We start from the raw sequence: 25,609 nt of genomic DNA on the forward strand, positions 1-25,609 counted from the left end.
CTCCCTTGAAAAAATTACCTCTACATACACAAATCATTATTGGTCTGGTTTTAGGCTTAGGTTTTGGATTGGTTTCCATTCAATTTGGAATCCCAAAGTGGATCACCTTGGACTACATCAAGCCGGTTGGAACAGTTTTCATCAATGGTCTGAAAATGATCGCTATGCCGCTGGTTTTGGCGTCTTTGATTATCGGTGTTTCCAATCTTGGCGATATTTCCAAGTTAAGTAGAATAGGGGGGAAAACGATCCTGACATTCTTGATCACTACGATAATTGCGATCTGTGTCGGTTTGACGCTGGTTAATGTATTCGAGCCGGGCGAGGGTCTGCCTGTTGAAACTCGCAATAACTTGATGAACATGTATGAGGGAGACACAGGCAAAAAAATGGAAGCAGCAGCTGAATTGAAAGACCAAAGTCCTTTACAGCCTATTGTAGATATGGTTCCTCAAAATCTCTTTCAGGCCACCACGGATAATGCAGCAATGCTTCAGGTCGTTTTTTTCGCAATTATCGCTGGAATCGCATTACTCCAAATCCCCAAGTCTAAGGCTCAACCTGTTATTGCATTTTTTGACGGATTTAATGAAGTAATCATCACAATCGTAAACTACGTCATGTTGATTGCGCCTTATGGCGTCTTTGCATTGATGGCCTCGCTGATAGTGGAGATCGCAGGTGATAACCCTGAGTCCGCAGTCACACTTCTATTAGCACTCTTGAAATATAGTTTACTTGTGTTAGGAGGCTTATTCTTCATGATGTTGGTGGTTTATCCTTTACTCTTAAAGGCTTTCACAAAAGTGAAATATGTGGATTTTTTTAAAGCAATCCGACCGGCACAACTCTTAGCTTTCTCAACGAGCTCCAGTTCTGCTACACTTCCTGTAACCATGAAACTTACCGAAGAGGAATTAGGAGTATCTGAGAATATCACCAGCTTCGTTCTACCTCTTGGCGCTACGATCAATATGAACGGGACCAGTTTGTACCAAAGTATTGCAGCAGTATTTATCGCTCAAGCCTTGGGTATGGATTTGTCTTTCACTCAGCAATTAATGATCGTATTGACTTCCACATTAGCGGCGATTGGTTCGGCTGGGGTGCCGGGTGCAGGTTTGATTATGCTAATTGTCGTTTTGGAGTCGATAGGAGTTCCTGCCGCAGGTATTGCCTTAATTATGGCTCCCGATCGTATTCTTGATATGTTCCGAACTGTGGTCAATGTCACAGGTGATGTGGTTGTGACCACTGTGGTGGCAAGTACTGAGGGAGAATTGCCTGAGGGAATGCTGAGAAAGAACAATCCTTTCACTGCAAATGAGAGTGTTCAGGAGGAATCTTAAAAGAGAAATATTCTAAATTAAAAAAAAATAACCCCTGCCGAGACGTCTCAGCAGGGGTTTTGCATTTAACCCGGATTATGCATTAGGTTTCGTTATGAGGCTTGTAATTTCAATAAAATCTGGCTGTTTGGAGACTGAGTCATAGCACCGCTATAATGAAGTCGAAAACAGCAATGTAATAACTGATTTTGAAGCAATTACGGGCCGCAATAGAATTGCTAATGTATATTTCGGGTTTAAGTTGGTTTAGTTATTTGCTTGCAACGTACGCTTCGAATCCGCTTGAAGTAGAAACTTTGAAGCTAATTCCTTCAGGAGTTCCAGGCTTTTGAATTGTGTAGATTTTGTGAAGTCCTTGAGGATTGTCGATCAATTCCGTATGAATCAATTTCATTCCGTCATAGATTTGCACGGTTACTTCTTTTGCTTCCAAGTTTGAAACTAGAAGTTTGTATTTGTTGTCGCCCAGTGCAGTTACTCTGGAATATACAAGTGGTTTAACAATCACCTGGGTGTTAAATGTAGCAGTTCCAAGTGTTCCGTTTGAATCAGATACTTCAATTGAATAATTTCCTACAGGAAGTGCATTCAAATCATATCTTTTTGTAAAAGCTACATTTTTGGTGATTCTGTCACGAAGTACCAAACGATCATCAGCATCAGTGATTTTTACAATTAATGTTCCCTGAGGAGCATTATTTACAGCTATTGTTACTTTAGCAGCTTCAGTTTGTCTGATTTCTACAGACTTCTCATAGTTAAAGGCGAACGCTCCAGTTGCGATCCCCGCAACAAAAAGCATTGTGAATAATTTTTTCATTTTTACTAGTTGGTTTAATAGGTTAAGATTTAAATTGATTTTCGTTTGACTGAATTCAGTCGACTCTGGTTAAAATAGGGTTGAGAATTTTTTGTAACCACAGCATGGACAGATTCCATCAGGGGGATATTTTGGGCTACAGGGTCTTCGATGCAATTCGAATTACATTACAAAGATACCTAACGGGCCATTAATTACAAATGTTTCAATGAAATAATAATAATATTTCGAATTCAGTAACAAAAATAACGAAATATTGAAAATAATATAAATTATCTCCGTTATCGATTGCGAAACTTGTTTTATTAGGAGGAACTGAATGCGAACAGTATTATATTTTGCTAAAAGTAAAAAAGTATAATTAATGTATCTACATCAATATTGAATTTTCCCTTTTCGCAATCGATTGTAGAAGTAAAGGGAAATTTATTAAATTGATCTAAGTCAAACAAAAAAGCCCGAATACCTCGGGCTTTTCTGCTAAAAATTGAATAGAAAGTCTGAATTTACACTTAAATTCCTTTTGAAGTTACCTTAGCAATTGCTTCCTGGGTGAATTTACCTTTGAGTTCAATAACTATTAAATCACCTTCTTTCTGATCCCCTACCAAAATAACCAAGTCGGAGATAGTACTCGCTCCCTTAGAGTAGATTAAGACCCCACTTTTACCTCCTGAGGTTTCCATTAGTAATTCGTATCGTTCCCGATCAAGTCCTTTCTGTAAAGATTTGAATTCGGAGTAACTTTCGGATCCTTTTGGAAGAGAAAAGAAATTGAGTTTTTCAACTGACTTAGCTACAGTCGCCATGTCATTTTTGTCGATGTCTATCTTGAAGCCTTCGGCAAAGTTCATGAAGTTACCTCCAAGTTCAAGTTGAAAGAAGTCGTCATTTGATTTGTACTTGTCTTTAAGTGCAGCAACGCTTTTGCTTTGAGCATTTACGGTAAAGACTAGTGCGCAAAGGCTGAATGTAAGAATGAGTTTTTTCATCGTATAGGTGGTTTAGTTTTCAAATATTTTTTATTTCGGTTCTTTTGGACCTTTACTTCCTTTGCCATATTTATCCATTCCTGGAATATTGGTTTTGTCTGCCAGCATATTCAGATCTTCATAGGTGAAGGCTCCAAGCATGGAGAGTAGAGTGAAACTCTTGGTATCGCCGGTAATCATCATTAATTCCCGGACAAGGCCCCCCTCTTCCCGCACCATGAATTTCAGACTTGTGCCCTTTTCTTGAACGTCCATTAATTCCTCGTACTTATTTCGATTGAGTGTGGCCATCGCTTCCTTGTATAGAGACATGCCCTCCACGGCATCCGATGACAGAATTCTGATTCCTTTTACTTTGGAGATCAGTGTGCCTAATTCCTGTGCTTCGACATCTTTGTCGGTACTGCTCTTTAGAAAGCCTCCGGCCATCTGCATCATTTTTGGAGAAATATATACTCTGGAGAATCGATCGTCTTCCATATATTTTCCGAAAAATTTCTGGATGCCGTCATCCTGAGAAAAGACTGAACTGGTGATTCCAGAAATGAATAAGAATAATAAGAATGTTTTTTTCATGTGTTTATAATTTGATTTATATCGGTCACACCTGCCTGCCGGCAGGCAGGTGGAATCTTCGCATGGATTATAAACATCCCTCTGTGTGTCCCTTTGGGTCATGCCTGTCTGCCGTCAGGCAGGCTCGATTTCATCGTGTCGTAGTTTGATCCAGCTGGAAAAGCTGGTTTGTTGTGTTTAGATACTTTAGATCATTAAGCGGTCTCAATTGGTCCTGTCCTTTTGATAGGTTATCCTGGATTATTGCAAATGCTTGCATGACATCTTCATATGCTTTTTGCTCGGCTTGATTCTGTTCATGAGCTCTCCAGCCCCAAAAGCTTCCCAAAAGAATCGCTACAGAAGCCGCCCAACTGATCCAAGTGATGTTCAGCTTCCGGGCTTTTGTTTTAGGAACGCTCAAGTTCTTCGGCTCTTCGGCTTTGAATTTACTGATTGCCCCGAAAAGTGCTTTTTCCTGTTCATATCCCTCAACTTCCAGAATTAATCTTCGAAGCTCCTTTTCTTCGCTATGGGAAGTTTCAGCCTCCCAATACTTTTCCAACAACTCTTCGATTCTTGACTTCATCTGTTGATTCCTTGGTTAATTAATTTTTCACGGAGTGTTTTTCTTGCCCTGTGGAGGTTGACTTTTACCTGATCCAGACTGATTTCCAATTGAATGGAAATTTCCTCATAACTCAATTCTTCCACCTCTCTCAAATGGAATATTTCACGTTGCTTTTCAGGAAGCTTATTTACCAAATCGAAAATCAGCCGATGCGATTCTTCAAATTCAAGTGAATTCGACTCCTCCGCGGCCGGTTCTTGCATTTCTTCCAAACCACCTAAGCGATGATTTTTTCGATGATGCATTAGCACTTCATTTTTCAAGCTTTTCACCATCCATCCTGTCAAGTTTGGATGGGATTGAAGTTCCGTTTGACGCTCCACTGTTTTTTCGAAGACATTTTGCAAGGCATCCTCCGCAAGATCCCGATCTTTGGTCCAGAGAAAAACCATCCGGAACAGCTTGCCTCTCAAGGGCCAGATGTGTGTCTCGAAAAATGAATTCATTTATGAAGGTGATGCAGATGAGGAGGAAATGTTACAGGCCTTTTCAGAAAAATCGGAAATTTATTTGCGACGGCCTAAAACTGATCGGAATCGAAGTGGTTTGTTGGATGAGGTACTTCTGATCTAACTCAAAAAATTGCTTAGATTAAGTATAAATTCTTCACTAAAATAGTATGCATGCAGACTATTTTATATTTTGCATGGATGATTTTGGAGACTTTATATCGAGGAAGTTTTGAGAAAAGGGCAAAAAAAATCCCGATCCATGTGGATCGGGAGGGTGGTGATAAGTGGACTCGAACCACCGACTCACGGATTTTCAGTCCGATGCTCTACCAACTGAGCTATATCACCGACTCGTAAAGTGATGCAAAGGTAGAAATTTGACTAGTTGATACAAATGCTTTCAAGAAAAAATAAACCCAAATTAACTAAAAACAAGCTAATCTGATCACTATGAGCATTTTACCGCAACTCGTATTTGTCCTTATTTTGGGCGCTGCGGGGTATATTTTGAGTAAAAGAATCAAATTCCTCAGAAGAAACATTCTTTTGGGAAAAGCTGAGACCCGAAACGACCAGTCAGGAGCTAGATGGAAGACCATGACTCTTGTGGCTTTTGGGCAGCAAAAAATGTTTGCCCGGCCAATTCCAGCATTTCTTCACCTATTAATTTATGTAGGTTTCCTCGTGATTAACCTGGAAGTCTTGGAATTTGTTCTTGACGGACTTTTAGGGACACATCGGCTATTTGCTCCGTTTTTAGGGGGCTTGTACACCGCTGCAATGAACATGTTTGAATTCCTAGCGGTCGCCGTATTGGTTTCTTGTGTAGCTTTCTTGATCCGAAGGAATGTGATGAAGGTGGAGCGATTCACCAAACCTGAGCTCAAAGGATGGCCTGCCTTGGACGCCAATTTGATCTTGGTAATCGAGATTATCCTGATGTTTGCTATACTGACTATGAATGCTACAGATCAAATTTTGGCTTCCCGTGGAGATGAGCATTATTCTATTTTAGGGGGGCTGTTTTTCAGCAGTATGATTCAGCCGATTTTTCAAGGGATGTCTGATGGAGCTTTAGTCCTTACTGAGCGCTTTGCGTGGTGGTTTCATATTATTGGCATTTTAGCTTTCGCTATTTATGTGACTTACTCCAAGCATTTGCACATTTTCCTTGCTTTCCCAAATACCTGGTATTCCAATCTCAAACCAAAAGGTGAAATGGTCAATATGCCTGAAGTGACCAATGAAGTGAATATGATGCTGGGAATTCCTGTCGAAAACCCTGTGGAGCCTCCTTCAGAGATCGGTCGATTTGGTGCCAAGGATATCAATGACCTCAGTTGGATTAATGTTCTGAATGCCTATTCATGCACCGAATGTGGACGATGTACGGCTGAATGTCCTGCAAATATTACCGGGAAAAAACTTTCGCCACGAAAAATTATGATGGACGTGCGAGATCGGGCCGATGAAGTGGGGAAAAGCATTGACACCGGAGGAGCCGGTTTTGCTGATGGAAAGTCTCTTCTAGGGGACTACATTACCAAAGAGGAAATCAACGCCTGCACCAGCTGTAATGCATGTGTGCAAGCATGTCCTGTAAACATTGATCCGCTGAACATTATTCTTCAACTGCGACGGTATGTGGCGATGGAAGAATCAGGAACGCCAGCTCAGTGGAACGCCATGTTCCAAAATATGGAAACTAGTTTTTCTCCATGGAAATTCAGCCCTTCAGATCGATTTAATTGGTCAGAAAAAGTGAAGGAAGAGAATAATCAGTGATCAGTTTTCAGAGGTCAGTATTCAGTGATTTGGCTAATAAATCGTAATTAAAATTAAGTTTAGAAGGAGCAATTAAAAAAGTGTCGGGTTCAAAAAGTTAAATGACCTCAACACTGATACAGCCCTCATAAATCGTAATTCGTAAATCAAAAATCCCAAGATGTCTACATATAAAGTCCCAACTATGGCCGAAATGGCCGCAAACGGTCAGGCACCAGAAGTTCTATTTTGGGTGGGTTGTGCCGGTTCTTTTGATGATCGATATAAAACCGTGACTCAGGCTTTTGTGAAAATATTAAATAAAGTCGGTATCAGTTTTGCTGTCCTTGGACCTGAAGAAGCCTGTACAGGAGATCCTGCAAGACGAGCTGGAAATGAATTCCTTTTCCAAATGCAGGCTGTAGCCAATATTCAGGTGATGAATGCCTACGAAGTAAAAAAGGTTGTGACAGCTTGTCCACACTGCTTCAATACCATCAAAAATGAATATCCCGCTTTGGGCGGAAACTATGAGGTAATTCACCATTCTCAGTTTCTTCAGGAATTGATCAATGAAGGAAAGGTCGCTTTAAAGGGTGGAGGAGAGTTCAAAGGAAAAAAAATTACCTTTCACGACTCTTGCTATCTTGGCCGAGCAAATAATGTCTATGAAGCTCCTCGAGAGGTCATCCAAGCATTGGATGTTGAGTTGGTGGAAATGAAACGCTGCAAAACCAAAGGCCTTTGCTGTGGTGCTGGTGGTGCGCAGATGTTTAAAGAACCTGAGCCTGGTAAAAAAGACATTAATATCGAGCGTACGGAGGAAGCATTGGCTACCGGTGCGAGTATGATAGCTGTAGGTTGTCCATTCTGCTTGACTATGATGACTGATGGCGTGAAAAACCAAAATCGCGAAGCAGATGTCAAAGTCTATGATTTGGCAGAAATGATTGCCAAAGACATGGGGATATAGTTTGCATCTAAATATCCTTAATGGTACAATCGTACGTAATTGTGTTTGAAGTTGGGAGACCGACGCTTAGACTACGGCTAGGCACGAGCCACCGATTAAGCATTCAATTAAATTCAACTATCAATTTGGAAATTTGAATCAATTAAACCCTTTTTGCCGTTATGCAGAAGGGGTTTTTATTTGTGTAATTAACAAGCCGTATGTACCTTCCTTTTGCTCAAATGCCAGAATATTCCCGAGTTTGGGTGTATCAGGCAGACCAAAAATTATCCGAAACTGATGAAAAAATCGTTCAAGAACGAATGAAGGCATTTTGCGAAGGCTGGAATACTCATGGAAACTTGATGCCAACATCTTTCGAAATCGTAGAAAGTCAGATCTTGATTTTGGCAGTGGATGAAAGTAATCTCGGCGCAAGTGGCTGTTCGATCGATAGTTCTGTCCGAACTTTGCGCGAGCTGGAAAAGGCATTAAATATCAATTTTACAGATCAAGGGAAAATTAGCCTAAAGAAATCATCCGGAGAAATGAAAGTCATTCCTGCTCTTGGGGTGAAGTCCAGAGTGTCTTCTGGCGAGATTGACTTACATACTGAAGTCATCAACCCAAGTATTCGTATCAAAGCCGACCTTCAAAATCTCTGGCAGCCTGTCCGAAATAGTTGGCTTAATAAGTATTTTCCAAATTAATTAGTAATATTCAGCATTGACCGACAATCACCTTTCGATGAACAAGCATTTTTTATGGATTTATGTATTGGCACTTCTAGTTTTCGCAGGTTGTAAAAGCTTGCAGGAAAAAGGAAACGATCAGTTCCTATCAGGACAATACCAATACGCTATCGGCACATTCACTCAGATTTTGGCTCAGGATTCTTCCAATCTTGAAGCGAATCGAGTTATAGCTGAGAGTTATCGCCTTTCGAACCGAATTGAAAAGTCTGAGCCTTATTATCGACAACTGGTTGAAGAGGAGCCAACTTTCAATAGTTATTTTTTTCTGGGACAGAGTTTAAAGGCCCAGCAAAAGAATGAGGAAGCCAAAGAAGCCTTTGAAAAAGCTAAAAGTTATACATCTGACGAAAAGTTATTGGCAAGAAATCAGCGGGAAATCGAATCAATTAAACTCGCAGAGGGAATTGAAGACTACTGGCCAAATCATGTTCTGTTCAACTATACCGAATTAAATACTCCTGGGGCAGATTATTCGCCGGTTTTGAGTGAAAAATTCCTCTATTTCACTTCAGGCAGACAAGCTTCGGGATTATATGCAGCTACGGGCACGCCTTATACAAAGCTTTTTCGTGCAAGAGCTGATGGAATAAAAGTGGATGTTGGAGCAGTTCAAGCACTACCAGAGTTCAAAAATGAAGAAGGTCTTAATCAAGCTTCTATCGCAATTAGTCCCGACGGAAATACGATCATTTATGCAAGAGGTAATTCCACCTCACCAAAGGACCTTCCAGAGGTAGCTCTGTTTGCATCTTACTTCCGAGGAGCAGGATTTACTCAGCCCATTTGGATGCCGGTAAATGAAGAAGAGACTTGGTGGAATTCAACTCCGGCTTTTAGTCCGGATGGTTCTGAACTTTATTTCGCCTCTAACAGACCAGGGGGATACGGTGGAATTGACATTTGGAAAGCCACTCGGCTTGCCAATACTGACTTTGGCAATCCGGTAAATCTTGGCCCGACAATCAATACACCTGGAAATGAAATGTTCCCCAGAATGACTCCTGATGGAAAATTCTTTTTCTCCTCAGATGGGCATCCTGGATATGGAAAACTGGATTTGTTTGTAGCTGAAAAGGATGAATCAGGTCAACAGGTGGTTAGAAACCTCGGTCAAAACTTCAATAGCAAAGACGATGATTTCGGGATTTTCTTCACTGAATATCCGAAAGCTGGCTTTATCTCTTCGAATCGTGAAGGTGGAGTAGGAGACGACGATATTTACTTCTTTGAGGACAAAACTCCCAAGCCAAAAATCGTCAATGTATTGCTAAACGTCTTTACCAAGGAAGAAAAGGCAGATGGCTCATTGGCAGACCTGCCCCAAACTCGTGTGGTGCTTTACGGATCGGATAATAAGCAGCAGGGAGGAGATTTCTCCAATACCAATGGAAGGGTAAGATTCACCATGGTACCAGATTCGGATTACACGATAATCGCATCCAAAGGCGGTTATTTCTCCAAATCAATTCCATACACTACCAAAGGAAAGACTCCTGATCCTACCACTTTGATTCAAGATGTGACCAATGTATCCCTTGATACAACCATTGTATTGGATCAGCTGATTTTGGAGAAATCCATTGTTCTGGATAATATCTATTATGACTTGGATAAAGCTGAAATCAGACCTGATGCAGCAGTCGAATTGGATAAATTGGTCAAAATATTAGCTGATAACCCTTCCATCCGAATCGAATTGAGTTCTCACACTGATTCCAGATCAAGTGATGCATACAACCAAGATCTGTCTCAAAGACGAGCGCAGTCTGCCGTGAATTATATCGTGTCCAAAGGTATTGCTGCCGATCGATTGGTGGCCAAAGGATACGGAGAAAGTCAGCTGATCATCAAAGACGCTAAAACCGAAGAAGAGCATCAAGTGAACAGACGTACCGAGTTTAAAGTGATCGAGATTCGGGAGTAGAAATTCTTCTTACTTTAAAAGTGAAAAGCCTGTTGGGATTGAATCTTGACAGGCTTTTTCGATGACCTAAAATGCTCCTGCTGCTGGACGCTGAAAAAGTCGCTGATCTTTCGCTGATTTTCCTGAGCTAATTTGATTGCTACGGGAGAAGCAGAAGATATTCTCTCACTCGATAATTCTTTCCCGAATTTTTCTCAATAAAAAAAGTCCGAATCAAAGACCCGGACTTTAGTTTATGGTTGTGGTTAAACTTATACGTAGTTGTTAAGCATCACAGGCATTACGAGCATAAGGATGTCTTCATTGGCATCTTGTTCGGCTGGAAGGATTAATCCAGCTCTGTTTGGAGCGCTGAATCTCAAGCTAACTTCTTTGCAGCTTAGGTTATTGAGCATTTCCACTAGGAACTTTGCGTTGAACCCGATTTCGATGTCCTCCCCGTCGTGATCGCATGAAAGCCGCTCGTTTGCTTCATTGGAGAAATCCAAATCCTCTGCAGAGATCATCAGCTCGCTACCCGTCAATTTCAATCTAACCTGATGCGTAGTCTTATTGGCATAAATTGCAATTCTTCGCAATGAACCCAAAAGCTCCAAACGATCGATGTTCATTCGGTTTGGATTGTCAACAGGAATCACGTTTTCGTAATCAGGATATCTCTCGTCAATCAGACGGCAGATCATTTTGATATTGTTAAACTTGAAGTATGCGTTGGATTGGTTGAATTCTACTGTGACAGGTACATTCTCACTTGGAAGTGTAGTCTTCAGTAAGTTCAGCGCTTTTCTTGGAATGATCAGGCTAGTACTGTTAGGTGAAGCAATGTCCACTCTTCTGTATCTGATCAATCTGTGACCGTCTGTTGCTACAAAAGTTGTATTGGTATCACTCAAATTGATGTATACACCCGTCATTGCGGGTCTAAGTTCGTCGGAACTCGTTGCGAAAATTGTGTTTGAAATTGCTGAGGAAAGTACTTCAGTGGACATATCCACGGTGGTAGCATTGTTTACGGTAGGAATTTTTGGAAAATCCGTTGCGTTCTCACCTGCCAATCTGTAGCGACCATTGTCTGAGCTGATTTCGACTGCGTAGGTATCATGATCAATACTGAAAGTAACAGGTTGCTCCGGAAGGTTTTTTAGCGTTTCGATCAGGATACGTGCAGGCACAGCAATATTTCCATCTTCTTTTGCCTCAACGTGAAGTTGAGTCATCATGGAAGTCTGCAAGTCGGAAGCAGTTATGGTCAATTCGGAATCTTTAATCTCAAAAAGAAAATTTTCAAGAATAGGGACAACCGGGTTGGTAGTTACGACGCCGTTGATGGAAGAAAGCTGCTTCAAAAGTGCAGAAGAGGAAACAATAAATTTCATATCGGTATAATTTTTTCTTTAAAGCTATGTGAAATCTCGCACGGTCGAATTAAACTCACAGGGTGAGGGTCTTCTTCATACTCGATTTCTTATCGAGGGGCTGAAAATAATTTTTAAATCTAGCGGGGTAAATTTATAAATAAAATGCTAATTCGATGGGTCGAAATGATCTTATCCCGAAAATTTATCTGCAATTTTTTATAATAAAGTCAGATTAGCTTCTGGAGTACTTCCGCTTTCTTATAAAAAGAATAATCCCACCCAACAAGCTTAAAATCAGAACAGGTAAGGCCACATTTACTCCTTGCCAAAAGGGTTTTTGTTGTGAAACCTTGACCTTGTTCAAAGGTCTAATTTGTAGTGTCCGTGTCCGGGAGGCAATAATTCCCTCGGGATCGCTAAGGAATTGGACAAGATTCTGAAGCAACTGCTTATTTGCATACGTAGTTTGAGCAAAAGGATCCTCACCTAATCCCAAGGGCTGATTTACTTGGAGGCTTTGCTGACTTTGGAAGACTGATTCGTCTCCAAAAACGACCACTTTCCCATTTCCACTTTCTTGAAAATCAGCTTTAGAGAAGCTTTCAGGTATAAATCTGTTTTTGAATAGCGAGGTAAATTTTCCTTCAAGTAGGTATGCCAAAGGAAGATTTTGAAGTGTGAATTCTTCGACTTTTGGAGCCTGCTCCATATCAGAAAACGCAACTCGCGATGGTGCGGGAAGTATTTTTGCATTTTGTGATCCAAAAATCAAAGGTGTTTTGATAACTCCATCAGCTTTGACTGTATCCAAACTACTGGCAAATCGAAAGTTTACTTGATCCAAAGCTTTCGTGATCGGATGAGCTGTGACCCGTCCTGCATTGAAATAGAATGGCCAAGGCAAGGGAACCAATTGTTCCTGATTTCCAAAATTCCCTCCGAGCACAGGGATATAGCTTAAATTAAGATCTTGAATTAAATCTTTGTTGATTCGAACACCATATCTGAAAAGGAGCCGATCCAGTTCATTTTCCAGGGGAAAAGAAAATGTGCCTTCGCCTCCAGCTTGTGCCAAATCAACATCCACTCCTTCAGCTGCCACAACCAGATTTCCACCCTGCATGACGTATTGATCCAATAAATAAAGCTCCCTATCCGTGTAGGATTCCTTTGGTCCTATGATAAAAATAGTCCCAAAACTTGCCAGATCGTTAACAGATTTTGCCTGATCGAGAGGAACTTTAAATACCTCATATTGTCCATCAAGGGCTTCGACGATGCCAAATCCATCATCTTCGGAAAGCTCACCATGACCGATGATTAAGGCAATGGCATCTTTTTCAGGATTGACCAGTTTTCGGATGGCATTGCTGAGTTCAAATTCCAGATTTTCTATAGAGGTATTCAGAATCTGATCGGGGGACATTCCTCGCTCTCCTTTGAGGATTAATGCGCCAGTTTCGTATTCATCATCAGCCACCAAAATCCCAGGGAAAATCAATTGCGTTTGCTGCCCCGAGTTTTGACTTGAAAAAACATTGGTTGGATTGATCCCATATTCAGCTAAAGTGTAGATGAATTCTTCCTGAAGGGAATCGGTTACCGTCAGTGGATCGAAGTAGGAAACTGTAATATTTTCCGAGGAATAAGCATTGAAAGTCCGGACTGTTTCTTCGATTGACTTCTGAAGTCTGCGAAAGCCGCCCGGAAGGTTTTTTCCGGTGAGGAGAATATCTACATGTAGGGGACGATCCAGTTTTTCCAGTAATTCTTTTGTGGCAGGATGTACGGAGAAGCGCTTTTCTTCAGTTAAATCGATCCGAAACCGAAGGAATTGCCCCAATAGGAATAATATGAAAATTCCTCCTAACAGGATAATATAGGGTTTGGTGGTATGGAGTCCCCGGCTGTTCATTTATTTCTCAAAACCAAAACAGAAGCCCCCAAAAAGACCCAGATCATTCCAATTAGGAAGAAAATATCATCGCTATTAATGACACCACGACTCAAACTGATATAATGATAGCTGAGACTTAATTCCTCTGCGAAGTAGGCTAAATCTCCAATAAGCATTTCTGAAAGTGCAGTAAATCCAAAGTACAAAACGAAGCATAGAAAAACGCCTAGCGCAAACGCTACCACCTGCTGAGAAGTCAAAGCACTAGCGAATAGTCCAACCGCGGCAAAAGTGGCTCCGATCATCAGCAGCCCTATCCAACTCCCAAAAAAGCCTGCTAGGTCAAGATTTCCGACAGGGTCGCCTAGCTGTATAATACTGTAAGCATACAAAAGTGTAGGCAAAACAGCCAAGAAAACTAAAGCGACTAAGGCTAAGTATTTTGCTAAGATGATCTGAACTAAAGAAAGTGGAGAGGTGCGCAAAAGCTCCCAAGTGCCCGTCTTCCTTTCCTCCGAAATCAGGCGCATGGATAATGCGGGAACCAAAAAAGTAAATACAAGCGGCGTGTAAGAAAACAGCGCTTCCAAATCCGCAAAGCCATATTCCAAAACCGAACTCTCGGGAAAAACCCAAACGATCAATCCCAGCGCAATAAGAAACAATGCCAAAACCAGATAGCCAGTCAAGCTACCAAAGAATGCATTGATTTCTTTAAGAAAGAGACTATTCATGTGATTATCCACTGTTTTCCTAAGGCCACATAGCCTGTCCCGTACTTGCCTGAACGGTAGGTAGGCTTGATTCGGGAGAATCTCGCATATCGGCTGATCTTCTCTGCTTGTGACTTTTGAGTTATGGTCGATTTCATTGGGAATTAGTAATTTCTCGGAAGAGCGTTTCAAGGTTCTTCTTGGTTTGATTTAAGCTATTCAAATTCAAACTTCGCTCGGTGATAATCTGCATCAACACTTTTCTGCTTTCTATGGGATCGCTTGTATCCACAACTAACTGCTTTTTTCCTTTTGTCCCAAATCGTGTTTTTTCCAATTTCTCAAACCACGCCAGTTCCAGTTCTTCTTCAGTTTCCAAGACTAATTCGATTTGTCCAGAACCTACTTTTAATTCCGAAAGTGGACTCACAGCGAGGATTTTTCCTTTATTGATGATGACCACGTCCTGACAGATCGCTTCTACTTCCTGCATGATATGAGTAGATAGGATTACTGTTTTGTTGGCTGCAACTTCCTGAATCAATTGACGGATTTCTACGAGTTGATTTGGGTCCAGGCCAGTGGTCGGTTCGTCCAGAATTAACACTTGGGGATCGTGAATCAAGGCTCTTGCCAAGCCAACCCGCTGTCGATAGCCTTTTGAAAGCTGGCCGATTTTCTTGTGTTGCTCAGAAGTAAGTCCTGTTTTCTGAATCAATTCAGCTACTCGGCCCTTGGTGTGGTCGGCCTTCATTCCATAGAGACCAGCGGAGAACTCTAAGAATTCCTGAACATACAAATCTAAATAGAGAGGATTATTTTCCGGGAGGTACCCGATTTTGGGACTAACCAACTTGGGGTTTTCCAGCGCATTTTCTCCCAGCACTTTTACTTCTCCCGCATCAGCGGAAAGATAACCCGTGATGATTTTCATCGTGGTCGATTTACCTGCTCCATTTGGCCCAAGAAATCCCAAAATCCGCCCAGGCGTAGCCGCAAAGCTTACTCCGTCGAGTGCTTTTTGGGTTCCATAAAACTTACTTAATTGGGAAACTTCGAGTGACATAAATGGAAATCTAATTCTGATTTTTTATATAACCATTAAGTTCATTAAGGAAATTAAGTTTAAGTGACAGAAACTTCATCCTCCTTTTTGTAATAAAATCTTAATGGCCTTAATTTCTTAATGTTTCAAATTGAATTAATAGCTAAACATTTTACTTTAAACTCTCCTCGTAGCCGGTATCAGCTTTCAGTCCATAACCTTCGGCGGCTGCAACAGCCAATTGATCACAGCGTTCATTTTCTACATTTCCCGCATGGCCTTTTACCCAATGAAACTTTGGCTTGTATTTCAAGTGGAGGGGAATGTAGCGAAGCCAAAGGTCAGGGTTCTTCTTGTCCTTAAAACCTTTTTTTTGCCAATTCCAGAGCCAACCTTTTTCAATTGCATCTATAACATATTTGCTGTCTGAGTAGATCTGAACCGGAAATTCAGTGGATTTCAATTCTTGAAGGGCTCGTATTACCGCAAGCAATTCCATTCGATTGTTGGTAGTGAGGCGAAACCCTTCAGAAAGTTCCTTTCGGTGTTGCCCAAATTTCAGGACTGCTCCATAACCTCCCGGCCCTGGATTTCCTTTGGCAGCGCCATCTGTGAAAATGATAATCATGTGGTAAAAATCGGGAAAAATTAACGGTGGATCAATTTTAAATCGTTTATCAGTCCATTACCTTCATTATGATTTTTTTTGAAATAGGACTAAATCCCTCATTCAATTCTTTATAGATGGCGTTAATCTCCTCCATTAGCTCGAGATAGGATTTGTATGTCGCACTCCTAGAGCTGGTTAATTCTATTCCTCTATTATTAGGATCTTGAGATAGAAACTGATTGATTTTTGCTTTAGCCTTATCCACACTCACGATTTTCTTTTCGATGCAAATTCTGCTTTTTTCATCCAACAGAACTTTAATGTATTCAAAATTGGAATCTGTCTCTTCATTAGAATCAAATATCTGATCTATTATGGAGGTTGAATTAGCGATAAGATAAAAAGTGACAAGTGACGAAACTCTGAAAAAATCCAGTTCGAAATCGTCCATTGTTAGATTATCAAGAATCCTTTGGGCAACAATTCTTGGGCTTATTTCTTCCGCATTATATTCGGAAATTCGAAGTCCGGCTACGTAATGATTTAAATTCAAATCACTTAACTGTCCATTGCAAAGAACCTTATAATAGCAGGTTAATAAAACCTTAAAATCAAGGCTATTCAACATTTGAAACGTACTGTCGAGGTTGAAATTCAAATTATTTTCAGCTGCTATTTTTTTATAAACAGCATGATAACTCCTCCCGGATTTATCTGCTAATAGGCCTTTTTTTATAAAATAATCCTCTAATCCAAAGAGTTCATCTTTAAGTTGAGCTGTTTGTTCTTCTGATAATTCTGAATTGCAAAAATCTGTTCTATCTAAAAGTGAGGAGAGAAATTCTTGAGCTAAAAGAGTCGTATGGTTAGCTAAAAATAGGGTTAAAATGAAAATCTTTCTCATTAATTAAATCTATCAGTTCAGTTGATTGCCTCTATTGGAAACGCATTTGTCTTGAAAATTTTTACAGCGATTGAAAGCAAAATGATTCCAAAAATCCTTCTTAAAACGTCCAGACCCGATCTTCCGAGCTTACTTTCCAGCCAAGTGGTGCTTTTTAGTACGGCATAAACAAAAATCAGATTGAGCAAAATTCCGATGGCAATATTGACCTGTTCGAATTCCGCTTTCAAAGTTAGTATGGTGGTCAGCGTTCCAGCACCCGCAATCAACGGAAATGCAATTGGAACGATAGAGGCGCTGGAAGTAGCCTCTGGATCGGGCTTGAAAAGTTCAATTCCCAAAATCATCTCCGCCCCTAAAGCAAAAATGATTAAAGCACCTGCTATGGCAAAATCGCTGACTCCTATTCCGAAGAGTCTAAGTATCGATTCTCCAACCAACAAAAAAGCAATCATCAAAAGCCCCGCAGCTAGTGTTGCCCGCTCAGATTTGATATGACCAACTTTCTTTCTCAAATTGATTACAATCGGGATCGAACCCAAGATATCAATCACAGAAAAAAGAATCAGCGAAACGGAAAGAATCTGTTTGAAATCCAACATGCTGCAAAGTTAGCGGATTTCGGATATTGGATTTGCGATTTCGCATCTAGGGTAGAAAAAATCCGAAATCCGAAATCGCAAATCTGAAATCAAATTACTCCAATCCTTTATCCCGCATCTTTTGGAACTCATCAAATCTCCTGATTATGGCGACAGTGAATCCAATTAGCATGATAATGGTTCCGATCCAAAGCACGTTGATGTAAGGTTTCACAATGGCTTTCATTACCACGTAGTCTTTCTGAGATTGATTGACTTTGAAGACAAACTTATTTTTCTCGGGAAGGATATTTTCCAAACTCACTTTGAGACCAAGTTCGGTGTCGATGACGGGGAGTTTGCCAACCTGATTGTTTCGAATGATGAAGGTGGGCTCAAGTAATTTTTCAGTGTCATAATCCAGCACACGGAGTTTGGCCTTTACAGCCACATCACCTTCCTGAAGCTGATATCCTTCGATTTCTTTTAAGACTTCTGCTCCATCAAAATAGGTCACATAATCAGCGATGTGGAACTGTTCCCCTGGCGAAACCTCATAGTTTTCCTCTGCTTTCCACTCGGGATCTTCGTAATCATTCATCGCGGCGACGTAAGTGTACAAGTCCTTATTTAGGTAGATTTTAGAGTCTGGAGATGAGATTAATCCTCCCATACCTGCATTAAATTGAGACATAGGGCTTAGAGAGAACTTCAATGTTTCACTCTGCATATAGTCGATTTTGAAGTAGTCATTTTCCTCCAAAACAACCTTCACGATGTCACCTTTTTTGAAATCGTCTTTGAAGTCAGCTAGTGCAATCGCTTCGTTGACATTTCCGGTTGATTCCAGAATTTTAGAAGGGACATATTCAGATACTCCGACTACCTTTTTTTGCCTTCCACGGTAGATGACGGTGTAGTCCTTCATTTGAGTGGGTTTATTGATCCAAAGAAGCACGTGTTCTTTGTTCATTTCATCCTCCCAGCTATTACTGTAAGTGAGTCCGGACATATTTATTGACATAACTTCTGAATAGCCCGAACTGAACATAATTCCAATCAGCATCATCCCTAAACCAATGTGAGCTAAAGAGCCACCAGCTAATTTGAAGGTTGATTTCTTGAGGATTTTCGACAAAATCACAGCGTTGGCCACAATCGTAAATGTGCCTGCAAGTACAATGATGATGTATTTCCAGTCATAGACTTTAGCCAAAACGATAATTGCAGCTGAGATCAAAACAGAGATGATGTATGGAGTAACCAAAGCATCTTTCAGCGCTTTTTTGTCAATTTTTTGCCACCAGAAAAACTGTCCAACAGAAGTCAATAAGGCAATCGCTACGGCAAACCACAATTGGAACCTGGTGTAGAATTCAATCTGATTAGCAGGTGGGGCCATATTCGAAATTCCTCCAAAGCTTTCCACCAATGCATTCCAAGCTGGAATTGAAGTAGGTAAAATCACTTGAAAGGCCATTAAACCCAAAGTCACAGCACCCAAGAAAATCCAGAACTCTCGGGAATAAACCGAGGCTTCTTTTTCAGAAGTGGGAATATGCTTCCATGCTCTTGCAGCCAAAAACACAGCAATAACTAGGAAGAATAACATGTAAATTAGCAACTGTCCCGATAGGCCCAAGTCAGTGAATGAGTGAACCGAGGCATCACCCAAAACTCCAGATCTGACCAAGAAAGTGGCATATAGCACCAAAATGAAGCTCATGATGACCAAAACAATTGAGGTCTTGAGGGCGGTTGCACTTTTCTTGAAAGTGATCATTGTGTGGATGGAAGCCACCAAAATCAACCAGGGAACATACACGGCATTTTCCACCGGATCCCAATTCCAATAGCCCCCAAAATTCAATGTCACATAGGCCCAGTAGGCTCCCATGATGATTCCCATTCCAAGAACCATTGCCGAGAAAATTGCCCAAGGCAAGGCCGGACGTATCCACTCGGAATATCTTTTAGTTACCAATCCACCTATCAGGAAAGCAAATGGAACCAAGGTCGAGGCATAACCCAAGAAAAGAGTCGGAGGGTGGATCACCATCCAAATATTCTGTAATAATGGGTTTAGACCTGTTCCGTCCTCAGGTACAAAGTCAGGATTTAGCTGGAAAATCGGGGCTTGCGTTGCCTCTCGCAAAAGCATGAAAGGGGAACTGCCGATCTTTAAATCGCCAATCACAACGCCCAAAATCATTGAAATCAAAAAAGCCTGAACCAAGGCAAAAACCACCATTACCGGTGCTTCCCAAAACTTGTTGGTATGGATCAGAATCACCCCCAAAATCACATTCCAGAAGGCCCAAAGGATAAAGGCCCCCTCTTGACCTTCCCAGAAACTGGAGATCATGTAGTGAACAGGAAGTGCTTTGGATGAATGTGAATAGGCGTAAAAATATTCAAACCGATGATTATAAATGATCTCAAAAAGTGAAAAAGCGATCATCATTGTAGATCCGGTATGAATGTAAAAGCTTATTCTACTGAATCTTCTCCAGCTTGCTTTTTCAATTTCATTCGCTCGAAAATATTGGATGTAAGCGTAGGCTGTCACCAAAGCACTTACAAAAGCCACGATGGTCATCAGGTGGCCAAGGTTACCCACAAAGGTATTAATCATGATTTTTTACTTGGGATAAAAGCTTTTATGTGTTAGTAATTTGTTTTTCAAATGCCACATGGAATGCCCTAAATAATCTTACCCCCGTAGGAGAAGAATTTCTCATGGGCATTTCAACATCACATTCCTGCCGCCTGCACTTCTGTTTCCTGATATTTGGATGGACATTTCATCAGGATTTTATCTGCTATAAAGATTTCTTTGTCACGATACGATCCAATTACTACCACTTGTTCGGTCCGCTGAAAATCAGCTGGCACCGGTTCATTGTAAAATACCTTTTGTTCAGTTCCTTCATTATCCACCAATAGGAAGGTAAACGAAACTTTATCTTCTCTCACATCGAGTCCTATCACCTGTCCGGACTCATCCTTTTTCAATTGACCGACTACGTGGATGGACTTGTCCTCTCCGTCTTCCTTCATTTCCCAAGCAGTGTTGAAGCTTTCGTAACTGCTTGCATCTCCGATTGAAGTCATGATGATGACAATCGCGATGGCAATAATTCCCAGGCCGATGATGTGTCCTTTTTTCATTGGAATACGAGTTAAGAGGTTATGTTTTTTTCAATCTTGGAAATCTTTCGATCGGTGTTTACCACATAAACTGTGATTCCGATGAAAATGATTGTGATGATACCGACCAATACGTAGATTTTTCCGTCAGCCCGCATTTGATCGGCCATTTCTACCGAATTGTTTGAGTAATCAGACGCTGTAACCGGTATCTTTTCCTGTGCCAAGGCACTCATAGAAAAGATCAACAGAGCTATAGTTATTAATTTCTTCATCACTTAAGAGTTTAGCATTTTATCTTCAAGGTGACGCTCCACTCGAAGAATTCTTACACGTACAGTTGCAATCCAAGCTCCCAAAAGGGTCCAACCAATAATAGCTGGATAAAATATCATTCGAAGATTTGAGTCCAAATCGTATGCATTGAAACCAGGATTTCCGCCGTTTCCAGGATGTAAACTATCAGTCAATCTAGGAAGAACGAAAATCAAAGGAATGAATGCAGCGAATGCAAATATGTTATAGACGGCACCGATTCGCGCTTTCTGTTGAGGATCAGTAATACTTCCCCTGAGAATCAGATAAGCAAAATACATCAACAGCCCAATAGCTGAAGCATTTTGCTTGGGATCCCCACTCCAGTAATCTCCCCAAGTAAATTTGGCCCAAAGCATTCCGGTCACAATGCCCAATACACCGAACAGAATAGCAGCATTGGTGAATTCGATTGCCATGTCGTCATGCTCGAGGTTATTACTTTTCAAGTATTTGATGCTGTAAATGACAGCTACAACAAGCATTAGAATCATCCCAAACCACATCGTAACATGGAAGTGAAGTGCACGAATGGTTTCATTTAAGATTGGAAGGCGAGGTACATCCATCAGCAATCCGGCAGTGAGCGTGTACAGCAGGAGTCCGATTGCCAGAATTTTCCACCAAGATTGGCGCATAGGGTGAGTTTGCTATTTCAAGCACAAAAATACGGCATAAGTTCCTGAATACCCTGATTTTTCTCATAAAAGGCGAGAGGATTTACGATGATTCGACTACGCTCAGCACAAGTTTAAGAATTACGATTTACGATACCGAAATCAGCATCATTCCGGATGGGGCGGATGAAACTTACAAGTCCGGAATCTGTGCGATCATCCAATTCTATCCACACTGGGAGTCCGACACTTTCCTGCCAATTTTTCAATTTTAAAATATTTCAATCTTTCAATCCTTACCTTTGCCTCGTGGAAAATCAAAAGATCGACATTCGTAAACTTAGCCTTATCGAGCTTGAGGATTATTTTTTGGCAAAAGGGGATAAAAAATTCCGGGCAAAACAGGTTTATGATTGGCTGTGGAACAAGTCGCTCAAGAACTTTGACGACATGAGCAACATCTCCCTTGCTACGAGGGAAATGCTGAAAGAGAACTTCATTATCAACCACATTCAGGTCGATCTGATGCAGCACAGTACCGATGGCACAATCAAAAACGCCGTCAAGCTTTTTGATGATAAAATTGTGGAGTCGGTATTGATTCCAACTACCAAGCGAATCACAGCCTGCGTATCTTCTCAAGTGGGTTGTAGCTTGGATTGTAATTTTTGTGCGACCGCAAGACTGAAACGAATGCGTAATCTTTCTCCCGGTGAAATCTACGATCAAGTAGTTGCGATCAAGGAAGAAGCTGAAACTTACTTCAAGCGGCCTCTGACCAATATCGTCTTTATGGGAATGGGTGAACCTTTACTCAATTATGCAAACGTGATTGAGGCAATTGACAAAATCACTTCACCCGAAGGATTGGGAATGGCCCCAAGAAGAATCACCCTTTCGACCGTAGGGGTGACCAAGATGATCCGAAAAATGGCAGATGATGAGGTGAAATTCAACCTTGCCGTTTCCCTTCATTCAGCAATCAATGAAACACGCTCCCGCTTAATGCCGATCAATGATTCCAATCCTGTGGAGGAACTCGCCGAAGCACTAAAATATTGGTACCAAAAAACAAAAAGGAAAGTAACCTACGAATATGTGATTTGGGACGGGATAAATGACGATGAAAAGCATGCTAGAGCTTTGGCAAAATTCTGCAAAATCATCCCCTCCAAAGTCAATCTGATTCAATATAATCCAATCGATGAAGGCGAATTCCGGCAAGCTAAGCCGGAAGCGGTGGAAATGTATGTACGGATTTTGGAACAAAACGGAATCATTGCCAAAGTCCGAAAATCACGAGGGCAGGATATTGATGCCGCTTGCGGACAGTTGGCTAACAAAAATGAAGTTGGTCAGTTGACAAGTATTTAACAAACTTTTACTTGCTTTTAAAGCAACCAATAGTTTTATTACGACCTTTAACAACAACCAACTATTCTACGCATGAAATCAGTTTTTTCTATGTTGCTTCTAGCAGCATCTCTTTTTGTCATTTCACCTATTTTGGCACAAGGAAATCTTCCAGATCAAATTCAAGGCTATTTCCAAAAAATTCAAAAAGAATTTCCAACTGAAAAATCCTATCTGCACCTAGATAAGCGTACCTACACGCTTGGTGAGGATGTATGGTTTAGTGCTTATCTATTAGCAGGGAGTAATCAAATCCCATCACCCTTGAGCCGTACACTTTATGTTGATATTTTCGATGGGTCGGGACTATTGCTCGAGCAGCGGAAAGTCAGAATGGAGGATGGTCTTGGATCGGGGGATTTTAAGATTCCCAGGTTTGGCAAAACAGGGACTTACCAAATCAAAGCTTACACGGCCTGGATGCGAAATTTTGGAGAGGAATATTTCTTAACTTCTTCTTTTGTAGTAGTAGATGGAGCGGGAGGGTCGTTTTTACCTAAGGTTGATTTCAAGGAAATTTCTGTTGGTTTAGGTCAAATAAAATATCTGGTACAACTTGATGCTGTCTCCAGTTCTGGAAATCCTTTGGCAAACCAAACGCTTGAGTTGCGAGCGTTGGCGGGTGATGCAGAGCTGCATAAGCAATCAATCTCACTGAATTCCCAGGGTCAGGCTACATTTTCATTTTCTATCCCTGAAAAGGCCAACCCAAGTCAAAGCCTTGAGCTGACATACTTTGAAAACGGAGATTATCCTGTGACTCAAACCATACGCTTACCTTATGCCCTCAAATTTGCAGACATACAGTTTTTGCCCGAGGGGGGGCATTGGGTGATTGGAAAAAAAGCAAATGTAGCTTTCCGGGCCATTGATCCAGATGGAATCCCTGTGTCAATCCAAGGAGACATTGAAGGGCTGGAGTTCACTTCTCGATTTGGAGGAATGGGAAAAGTGGAATTGACACCAACTAAAGCTGAGTATTCAGCAAGCATCACCAATCCTAAAACCAAAGAGAGTCAAACAATTCCTCTACCGAAAGCTGATACTGAAGGCCTAGTGGTACAAGTAGTGAACAACCCCAATGCAGCTTTTGTCACTGTATTTGTGCAAGGTAACTACGAACCAAACTCACTTTTACTTGTCTCTCAGACTCGAGGAGTGATCAATTACATGATTCAAGGCGCCCTAGCCAATGGAGTCTGGGGCGTACGGATTCCAAAGGAAAACTTGATCTCTGGTATTAATCACATCACTGTGTTGAGTTCAGAGGGCAAACCTTTACTTGAACGACTGATTTTTATGCAAATGGACGACTTCCTTAAGTTGGAATTGTCCCACACCGGATCCATTAATCCCAGAGGAAAAGTAGCCTTGAATCTGTCAAGCAAAATTCTAAATCAGCCGATTTCAGGCTCTTTCTCCATAGCCGTAAGCGATGCAGACCAAGTAAGTGATCAGTCCGATGAGTTTGGTACTATATTTTCCACCTTGCTCCTTACTTCTGATCTCCGAGGGAAAATCCACCAACCAGGTTATTATTTTAAAGATCAGGAAGAGGAAACCCTAGAAGTTTTAGATTTGGTCATGATGACCCATGGTTGGAGAAGATTTTCTTGGGATGACGTGATGTCTAACAAATTACCGGAGATCACCAATTTTATAGAGAGAGGAATAAATATCGAAGGGCAAGTAAAAGAACAACAAGAAACAAGAAGGGGCCTTGCCGGAGGAAAAGTGAGTGCAGTCTTGGGTGATGGAATTGAAATAGTTTCTTCTGAATTTGGTCCAAATGGGCGGTTTATATTTACCGAACTTGATTATCAAGATTCAGTGGCTGTAACTATTACTGCCGAAGACTCCCGTGTAAAAAGGCTCGTAGATGTTTCCATCATAAAACCAGAAGCAGTTTTTTCTAAGATCTCCGGGTCTTATCCTAATCAAATTGACTGGCCTACAGCATTAGCGGAAACCTTTGCTGAACGGAATATGCTCCAAAAGCTCAATGAAGATCAAAATATTCTGGATCTGGAAGGGGTGACTGTAGAGGCTAAGACCATTCAAAAGGAGGATGAAGAAATCCGGAAAATATATGGAGTTGGGGATGTGACGATCAATCCCGACAAAATCCCCGGAAATGTCGCATTTACCAATGTTTTTCAATTGATTCAAGGAAGAGTTTCTGGGGTTCAGGTGTTTATTTCAGGCTTGAGTGTATCTGTTCTTATCAGAGGTGTAGGATCTGCCAATGCTGGTACAGAACCCTTGTATCTTCTTGACAATATGCCAGTTGATGCAGGGACTTTATTGCAGATTAATCCTAGAGATGTAGCAAGTGTCGATGTTTTTAAAGACCCTGCAAGAGCGGCAATTTTTGGTGCTCAGGGAGCAAATGGGGTGATAGCTGTCTATACTAAATTCGGTGCAGGGATGAGCACAAGAAGTACGGGAGGAACATTGGTGACACAGTATGGAGGCTATGATTCTCCTCGGGAATTTTATTCTCCAAAGTATGATATAAGAACAGTAGAAAATGCCGCTACGGATAGTAGAGCTACAATCTACTGGAATCCCACCATCAAAACAGATGCTTCTGGAAAAGCTCAAATTGAGTTCTATAATTCTGACAGAGCAAATCGCCATTTGATTATCATTGAAGGAATGGATGCACAGGGAAGATTGGGTAGAGCAGTCAAAGTCATCCAATAATTACTTGCAAAGCTCGACGAAGCCCCTTACCTTTTTAAAAAACAAAGTACCATGAAACCAAACCTTTCTGCTTTCGCCAGACCTTCCTAATGAAGAAAGGTTTGGG

24 protein-coding genes and 1 tRNA gene are annotated in these 25,609 nt (G+C 41.1%); 7 read left to right on the forward strand and 18 right to left on the reverse strand.

Going from position 1 to position 25,609, the window contains the following annotated elements; translation table 11 throughout:
• Positions 1-5 precede the first annotated feature (5 nt).
• Positions 6-1,349 (forward strand): dicarboxylate/amino acid:cation symporter, encoded by a 1,344-nt coding sequence (locus ACK4HU_RS09290; RefSeq protein WP_409805914.1) that lies wholly within the window; start codon positions 6-8, stop codon positions 1,347-1,349.
• A 250-nt stretch (positions 1,350-1,599) separates the two neighbouring features.
• Here the strand turns inward: ACK4HU_RS09290 and ACK4HU_RS09295 are convergent, their stop codons facing one another.
• From ACK4HU_RS09295 to ACK4HU_RS09320, 6 genes are all read right to left on the reverse strand, one after another.
• The gene (locus ACK4HU_RS09295; protein ID WP_409805915.1) at positions 1,600-2,169 is read right to left on the reverse strand and encodes a hypothetical protein; all 570 of its coding nucleotides are present in this window, start codon (positions 2,167-2,169) and stop codon (positions 1,600-1,602) included.
• Between the two features lie 512 nt (positions 2,170-2,681).
• Positions 2,682-3,161, reverse strand: coding sequence for a DUF4252 domain-containing protein (locus tag ACK4HU_RS09300; RefSeq protein ID WP_409805918.1), 480 nt, complete (start codon positions 3,159-3,161; stop codon positions 2,682-2,684).
• Positions 3,162-3,191: 30 nt separating this feature from the next.
• Positions 3,192-3,737: a DUF4252 domain-containing protein gene (locus ACK4HU_RS09305; protein WP_409805921.1), complete on the reverse strand. Its 546-nt coding sequence runs from the start codon at positions 3,735-3,737 to the stop codon at positions 3,192-3,194.
• Between the two features lie 130 nt (positions 3,738-3,867).
• Positions 3,868-4,305: a hypothetical protein gene (locus ACK4HU_RS09310; RefSeq protein ID WP_409805924.1), complete on the reverse strand. Its 438-nt coding sequence runs from the start codon at positions 4,303-4,305 to the stop codon at positions 3,868-3,870.
• Entirely contained in the window at positions 4,302-4,793 is a 492-nt protein-coding gene (locus ACK4HU_RS09315; RefSeq protein ID WP_409805926.1) for an RNA polymerase sigma factor, read from the reverse strand. Before ACK4HU_RS09315 ends, ACK4HU_RS09310 begins: the two co-directional genes overlap by 4 nt.
• A gap of 281 nt (positions 4,794-5,074) precedes the next feature.
• Positions 5,075-5,147 (reverse strand) — tRNA-Phe (locus tag ACK4HU_RS09320).
• Between the two features lie 102 nt (positions 5,148-5,249).
• On the opposite strand from ACK4HU_RS09320, the gene ACK4HU_RS09325 reads away from it, so the two are divergent.
• From ACK4HU_RS09325 to ACK4HU_RS09340, 4 genes are all read left to right on the forward strand, one after another.
• Entirely contained in the window at positions 5,250-6,584 is a 1,335-nt protein-coding gene (locus ACK4HU_RS09325) for a 4Fe-4S dicluster domain-containing protein (protein WP_409805928.1), read from the forward strand.
• A 160-nt stretch (positions 6,585-6,744) separates the two neighbouring features.
• Positions 6,745-7,536: a (Fe-S)-binding protein gene (locus tag ACK4HU_RS09330; RefSeq protein ID WP_409805931.1), complete on the forward strand. Its 792-nt coding sequence runs from the start codon at positions 6,745-6,747 to the stop codon at positions 7,534-7,536.
• A gap of 200 nt (positions 7,537-7,736) precedes the next feature.
• Positions 7,737-8,225, forward strand: coding sequence for a hypothetical protein (locus tag ACK4HU_RS09335; protein WP_409805934.1), 489 nt, complete (start codon positions 7,737-7,739; stop codon positions 8,223-8,225).
• 37 nt (positions 8,226-8,262) lie between these two features.
• Entirely contained in the window at positions 8,263-10,194 is a 1,932-nt protein-coding gene (locus ACK4HU_RS09340; RefSeq protein ID WP_409805937.1) for an OmpA family protein, read from the forward strand.
• 251 nt (positions 10,195-10,445) lie between these two features.
• Here the strand turns inward: ACK4HU_RS09340 and dnaN are convergent, their stop codons facing one another.
• From dnaN to ccsA (ACK4HU_RS09400), 12 genes are all read right to left on the reverse strand, one after another.
• Positions 10,446-11,570 carry a DNA polymerase III subunit beta gene (dnaN, locus tag ACK4HU_RS09345; RefSeq protein WP_409805940.1) on the reverse strand — a complete coding sequence of 375 codons (1,125 nt, stop codon included), beginning with the start codon at positions 11,568-11,570 and terminating at the stop codon, positions 10,446-10,448.
• A 214-nt stretch (positions 11,571-11,784) separates the two neighbouring features.
• Positions 11,785-13,467 carry a gliding motility-associated ABC transporter substrate-binding protein GldG gene (gene gldG, locus ACK4HU_RS09350; RefSeq protein WP_409805943.1) on the reverse strand — a complete coding sequence of 561 codons (1,683 nt, stop codon included), beginning with the start codon at positions 13,465-13,467 and terminating at the stop codon, positions 11,785-11,787.
• Positions 13,464-14,183, reverse strand: a complete 720-nt coding sequence (gldF, locus tag ACK4HU_RS09355; protein ID WP_409805945.1) for a gliding motility-associated ABC transporter permease subunit GldF — start codon at positions 14,181-14,183, stop codon at positions 13,464-13,466. The genes gldG and gldF overlap by 4 nt, the downstream gene beginning before the upstream one ends.
• The gene (locus ACK4HU_RS09360; RefSeq protein ID WP_409805948.1) at positions 14,180-14,320 is read right to left on the reverse strand and encodes a hypothetical protein; all 141 of its coding nucleotides are present in this window, start codon (positions 14,318-14,320) and stop codon (positions 14,180-14,182) included. The genes gldF and ACK4HU_RS09360 overlap by 4 nt, the downstream gene beginning before the upstream one ends.
• Entirely contained in the window at positions 14,317-15,228 is a 912-nt protein-coding gene (gene gldA, locus ACK4HU_RS09365; protein WP_409805951.1) for a gliding motility-associated ABC transporter ATP-binding subunit GldA, read from the reverse strand. Before gldA ends, ACK4HU_RS09360 begins: the two co-directional genes overlap by 4 nt.
• A 151-nt stretch (positions 15,229-15,379) precedes the next feature.
• On the reverse strand, positions 15,380-15,835 hold the full coding sequence (gene rnhA / locus ACK4HU_RS09370) for a ribonuclease HI (protein ID WP_409805953.1): 456 nt from the start codon (positions 15,833-15,835) through the stop codon (positions 15,380-15,382).
• Positions 15,836-15,884: 49 nt separating this feature from the next.
• Positions 15,885-16,721, reverse strand: a complete 837-nt coding sequence (locus tag ACK4HU_RS09375; protein WP_409805956.1) for a hypothetical protein — start codon at positions 16,719-16,721, stop codon at positions 15,885-15,887.
• A 17-nt stretch (positions 16,722-16,738) separates the two neighbouring features.
• Positions 16,739-17,323, reverse strand: a complete 585-nt coding sequence (locus ACK4HU_RS09380; RefSeq protein ID WP_409805958.1) for a MarC family protein — start codon at positions 17,321-17,323, stop codon at positions 16,739-16,741.
• A 94-nt stretch (positions 17,324-17,417) separates the two neighbouring features.
• A complete protein-coding gene (gene ccsA, locus ACK4HU_RS09385; protein WP_409805961.1) occupies positions 17,418-19,937 on the reverse strand; it encodes a cytochrome c biogenesis protein CcsA in 2,520 nt (839 codons plus the stop codon).
• Positions 19,938-20,056: 119 nt separating this feature from the next.
• Positions 20,057-20,473, reverse strand: coding sequence for a cytochrome c maturation protein CcmE (locus ACK4HU_RS09390; protein ID WP_409805963.1), 417 nt, complete (start codon positions 20,471-20,473; stop codon positions 20,057-20,059).
• Between the two features lie 11 nt (positions 20,474-20,484).
• Positions 20,485-20,727 (reverse strand): CcmD family protein, encoded by a 243-nt coding sequence (locus tag ACK4HU_RS09395; RefSeq protein WP_409805966.1) that lies wholly within the window; start codon positions 20,725-20,727, stop codon positions 20,485-20,487.
• Between the two features lie 3 nt (positions 20,728-20,730).
• Positions 20,731-21,405: a cytochrome c biogenesis protein CcsA gene (gene ccsA / locus ACK4HU_RS09400; protein ID WP_409805969.1), complete on the reverse strand. Its 675-nt coding sequence runs from the start codon at positions 21,403-21,405 to the stop codon at positions 20,731-20,733.
• Positions 21,406-21,693: 288 nt separating this feature from the next.
• On the opposite strand from ccsA (ACK4HU_RS09400), the gene rlmN reads away from it, so the two are divergent.
• A complete protein-coding gene (rlmN, locus tag ACK4HU_RS09405; RefSeq protein ID WP_409805971.1) occupies positions 21,694-22,758 on the forward strand; it encodes a 23S rRNA (adenine(2503)-C(2))-methyltransferase RlmN in 1,065 nt (354 codons plus the stop codon).
• Positions 22,759-22,830: 72 nt separating this feature from the next.
• Positions 22,831-25,503: a TonB-dependent receptor plug domain-containing protein gene (locus ACK4HU_RS09410; RefSeq protein ID WP_409805974.1), complete on the forward strand. Its 2,673-nt coding sequence runs from the start codon at positions 22,831-22,833 to the stop codon at positions 25,501-25,503.
• The last annotated feature ends 106 nt before the right edge of the window (positions 25,504-25,609 follow it).

Origin of the sequence: Algoriphagus sp., assembly GCF_046296635.1 — a bacterium.
GTDB lineage: Bacteria > Bacteroidota > Bacteroidia > Cytophagales > Cyclobacteriaceae > Algoriphagus.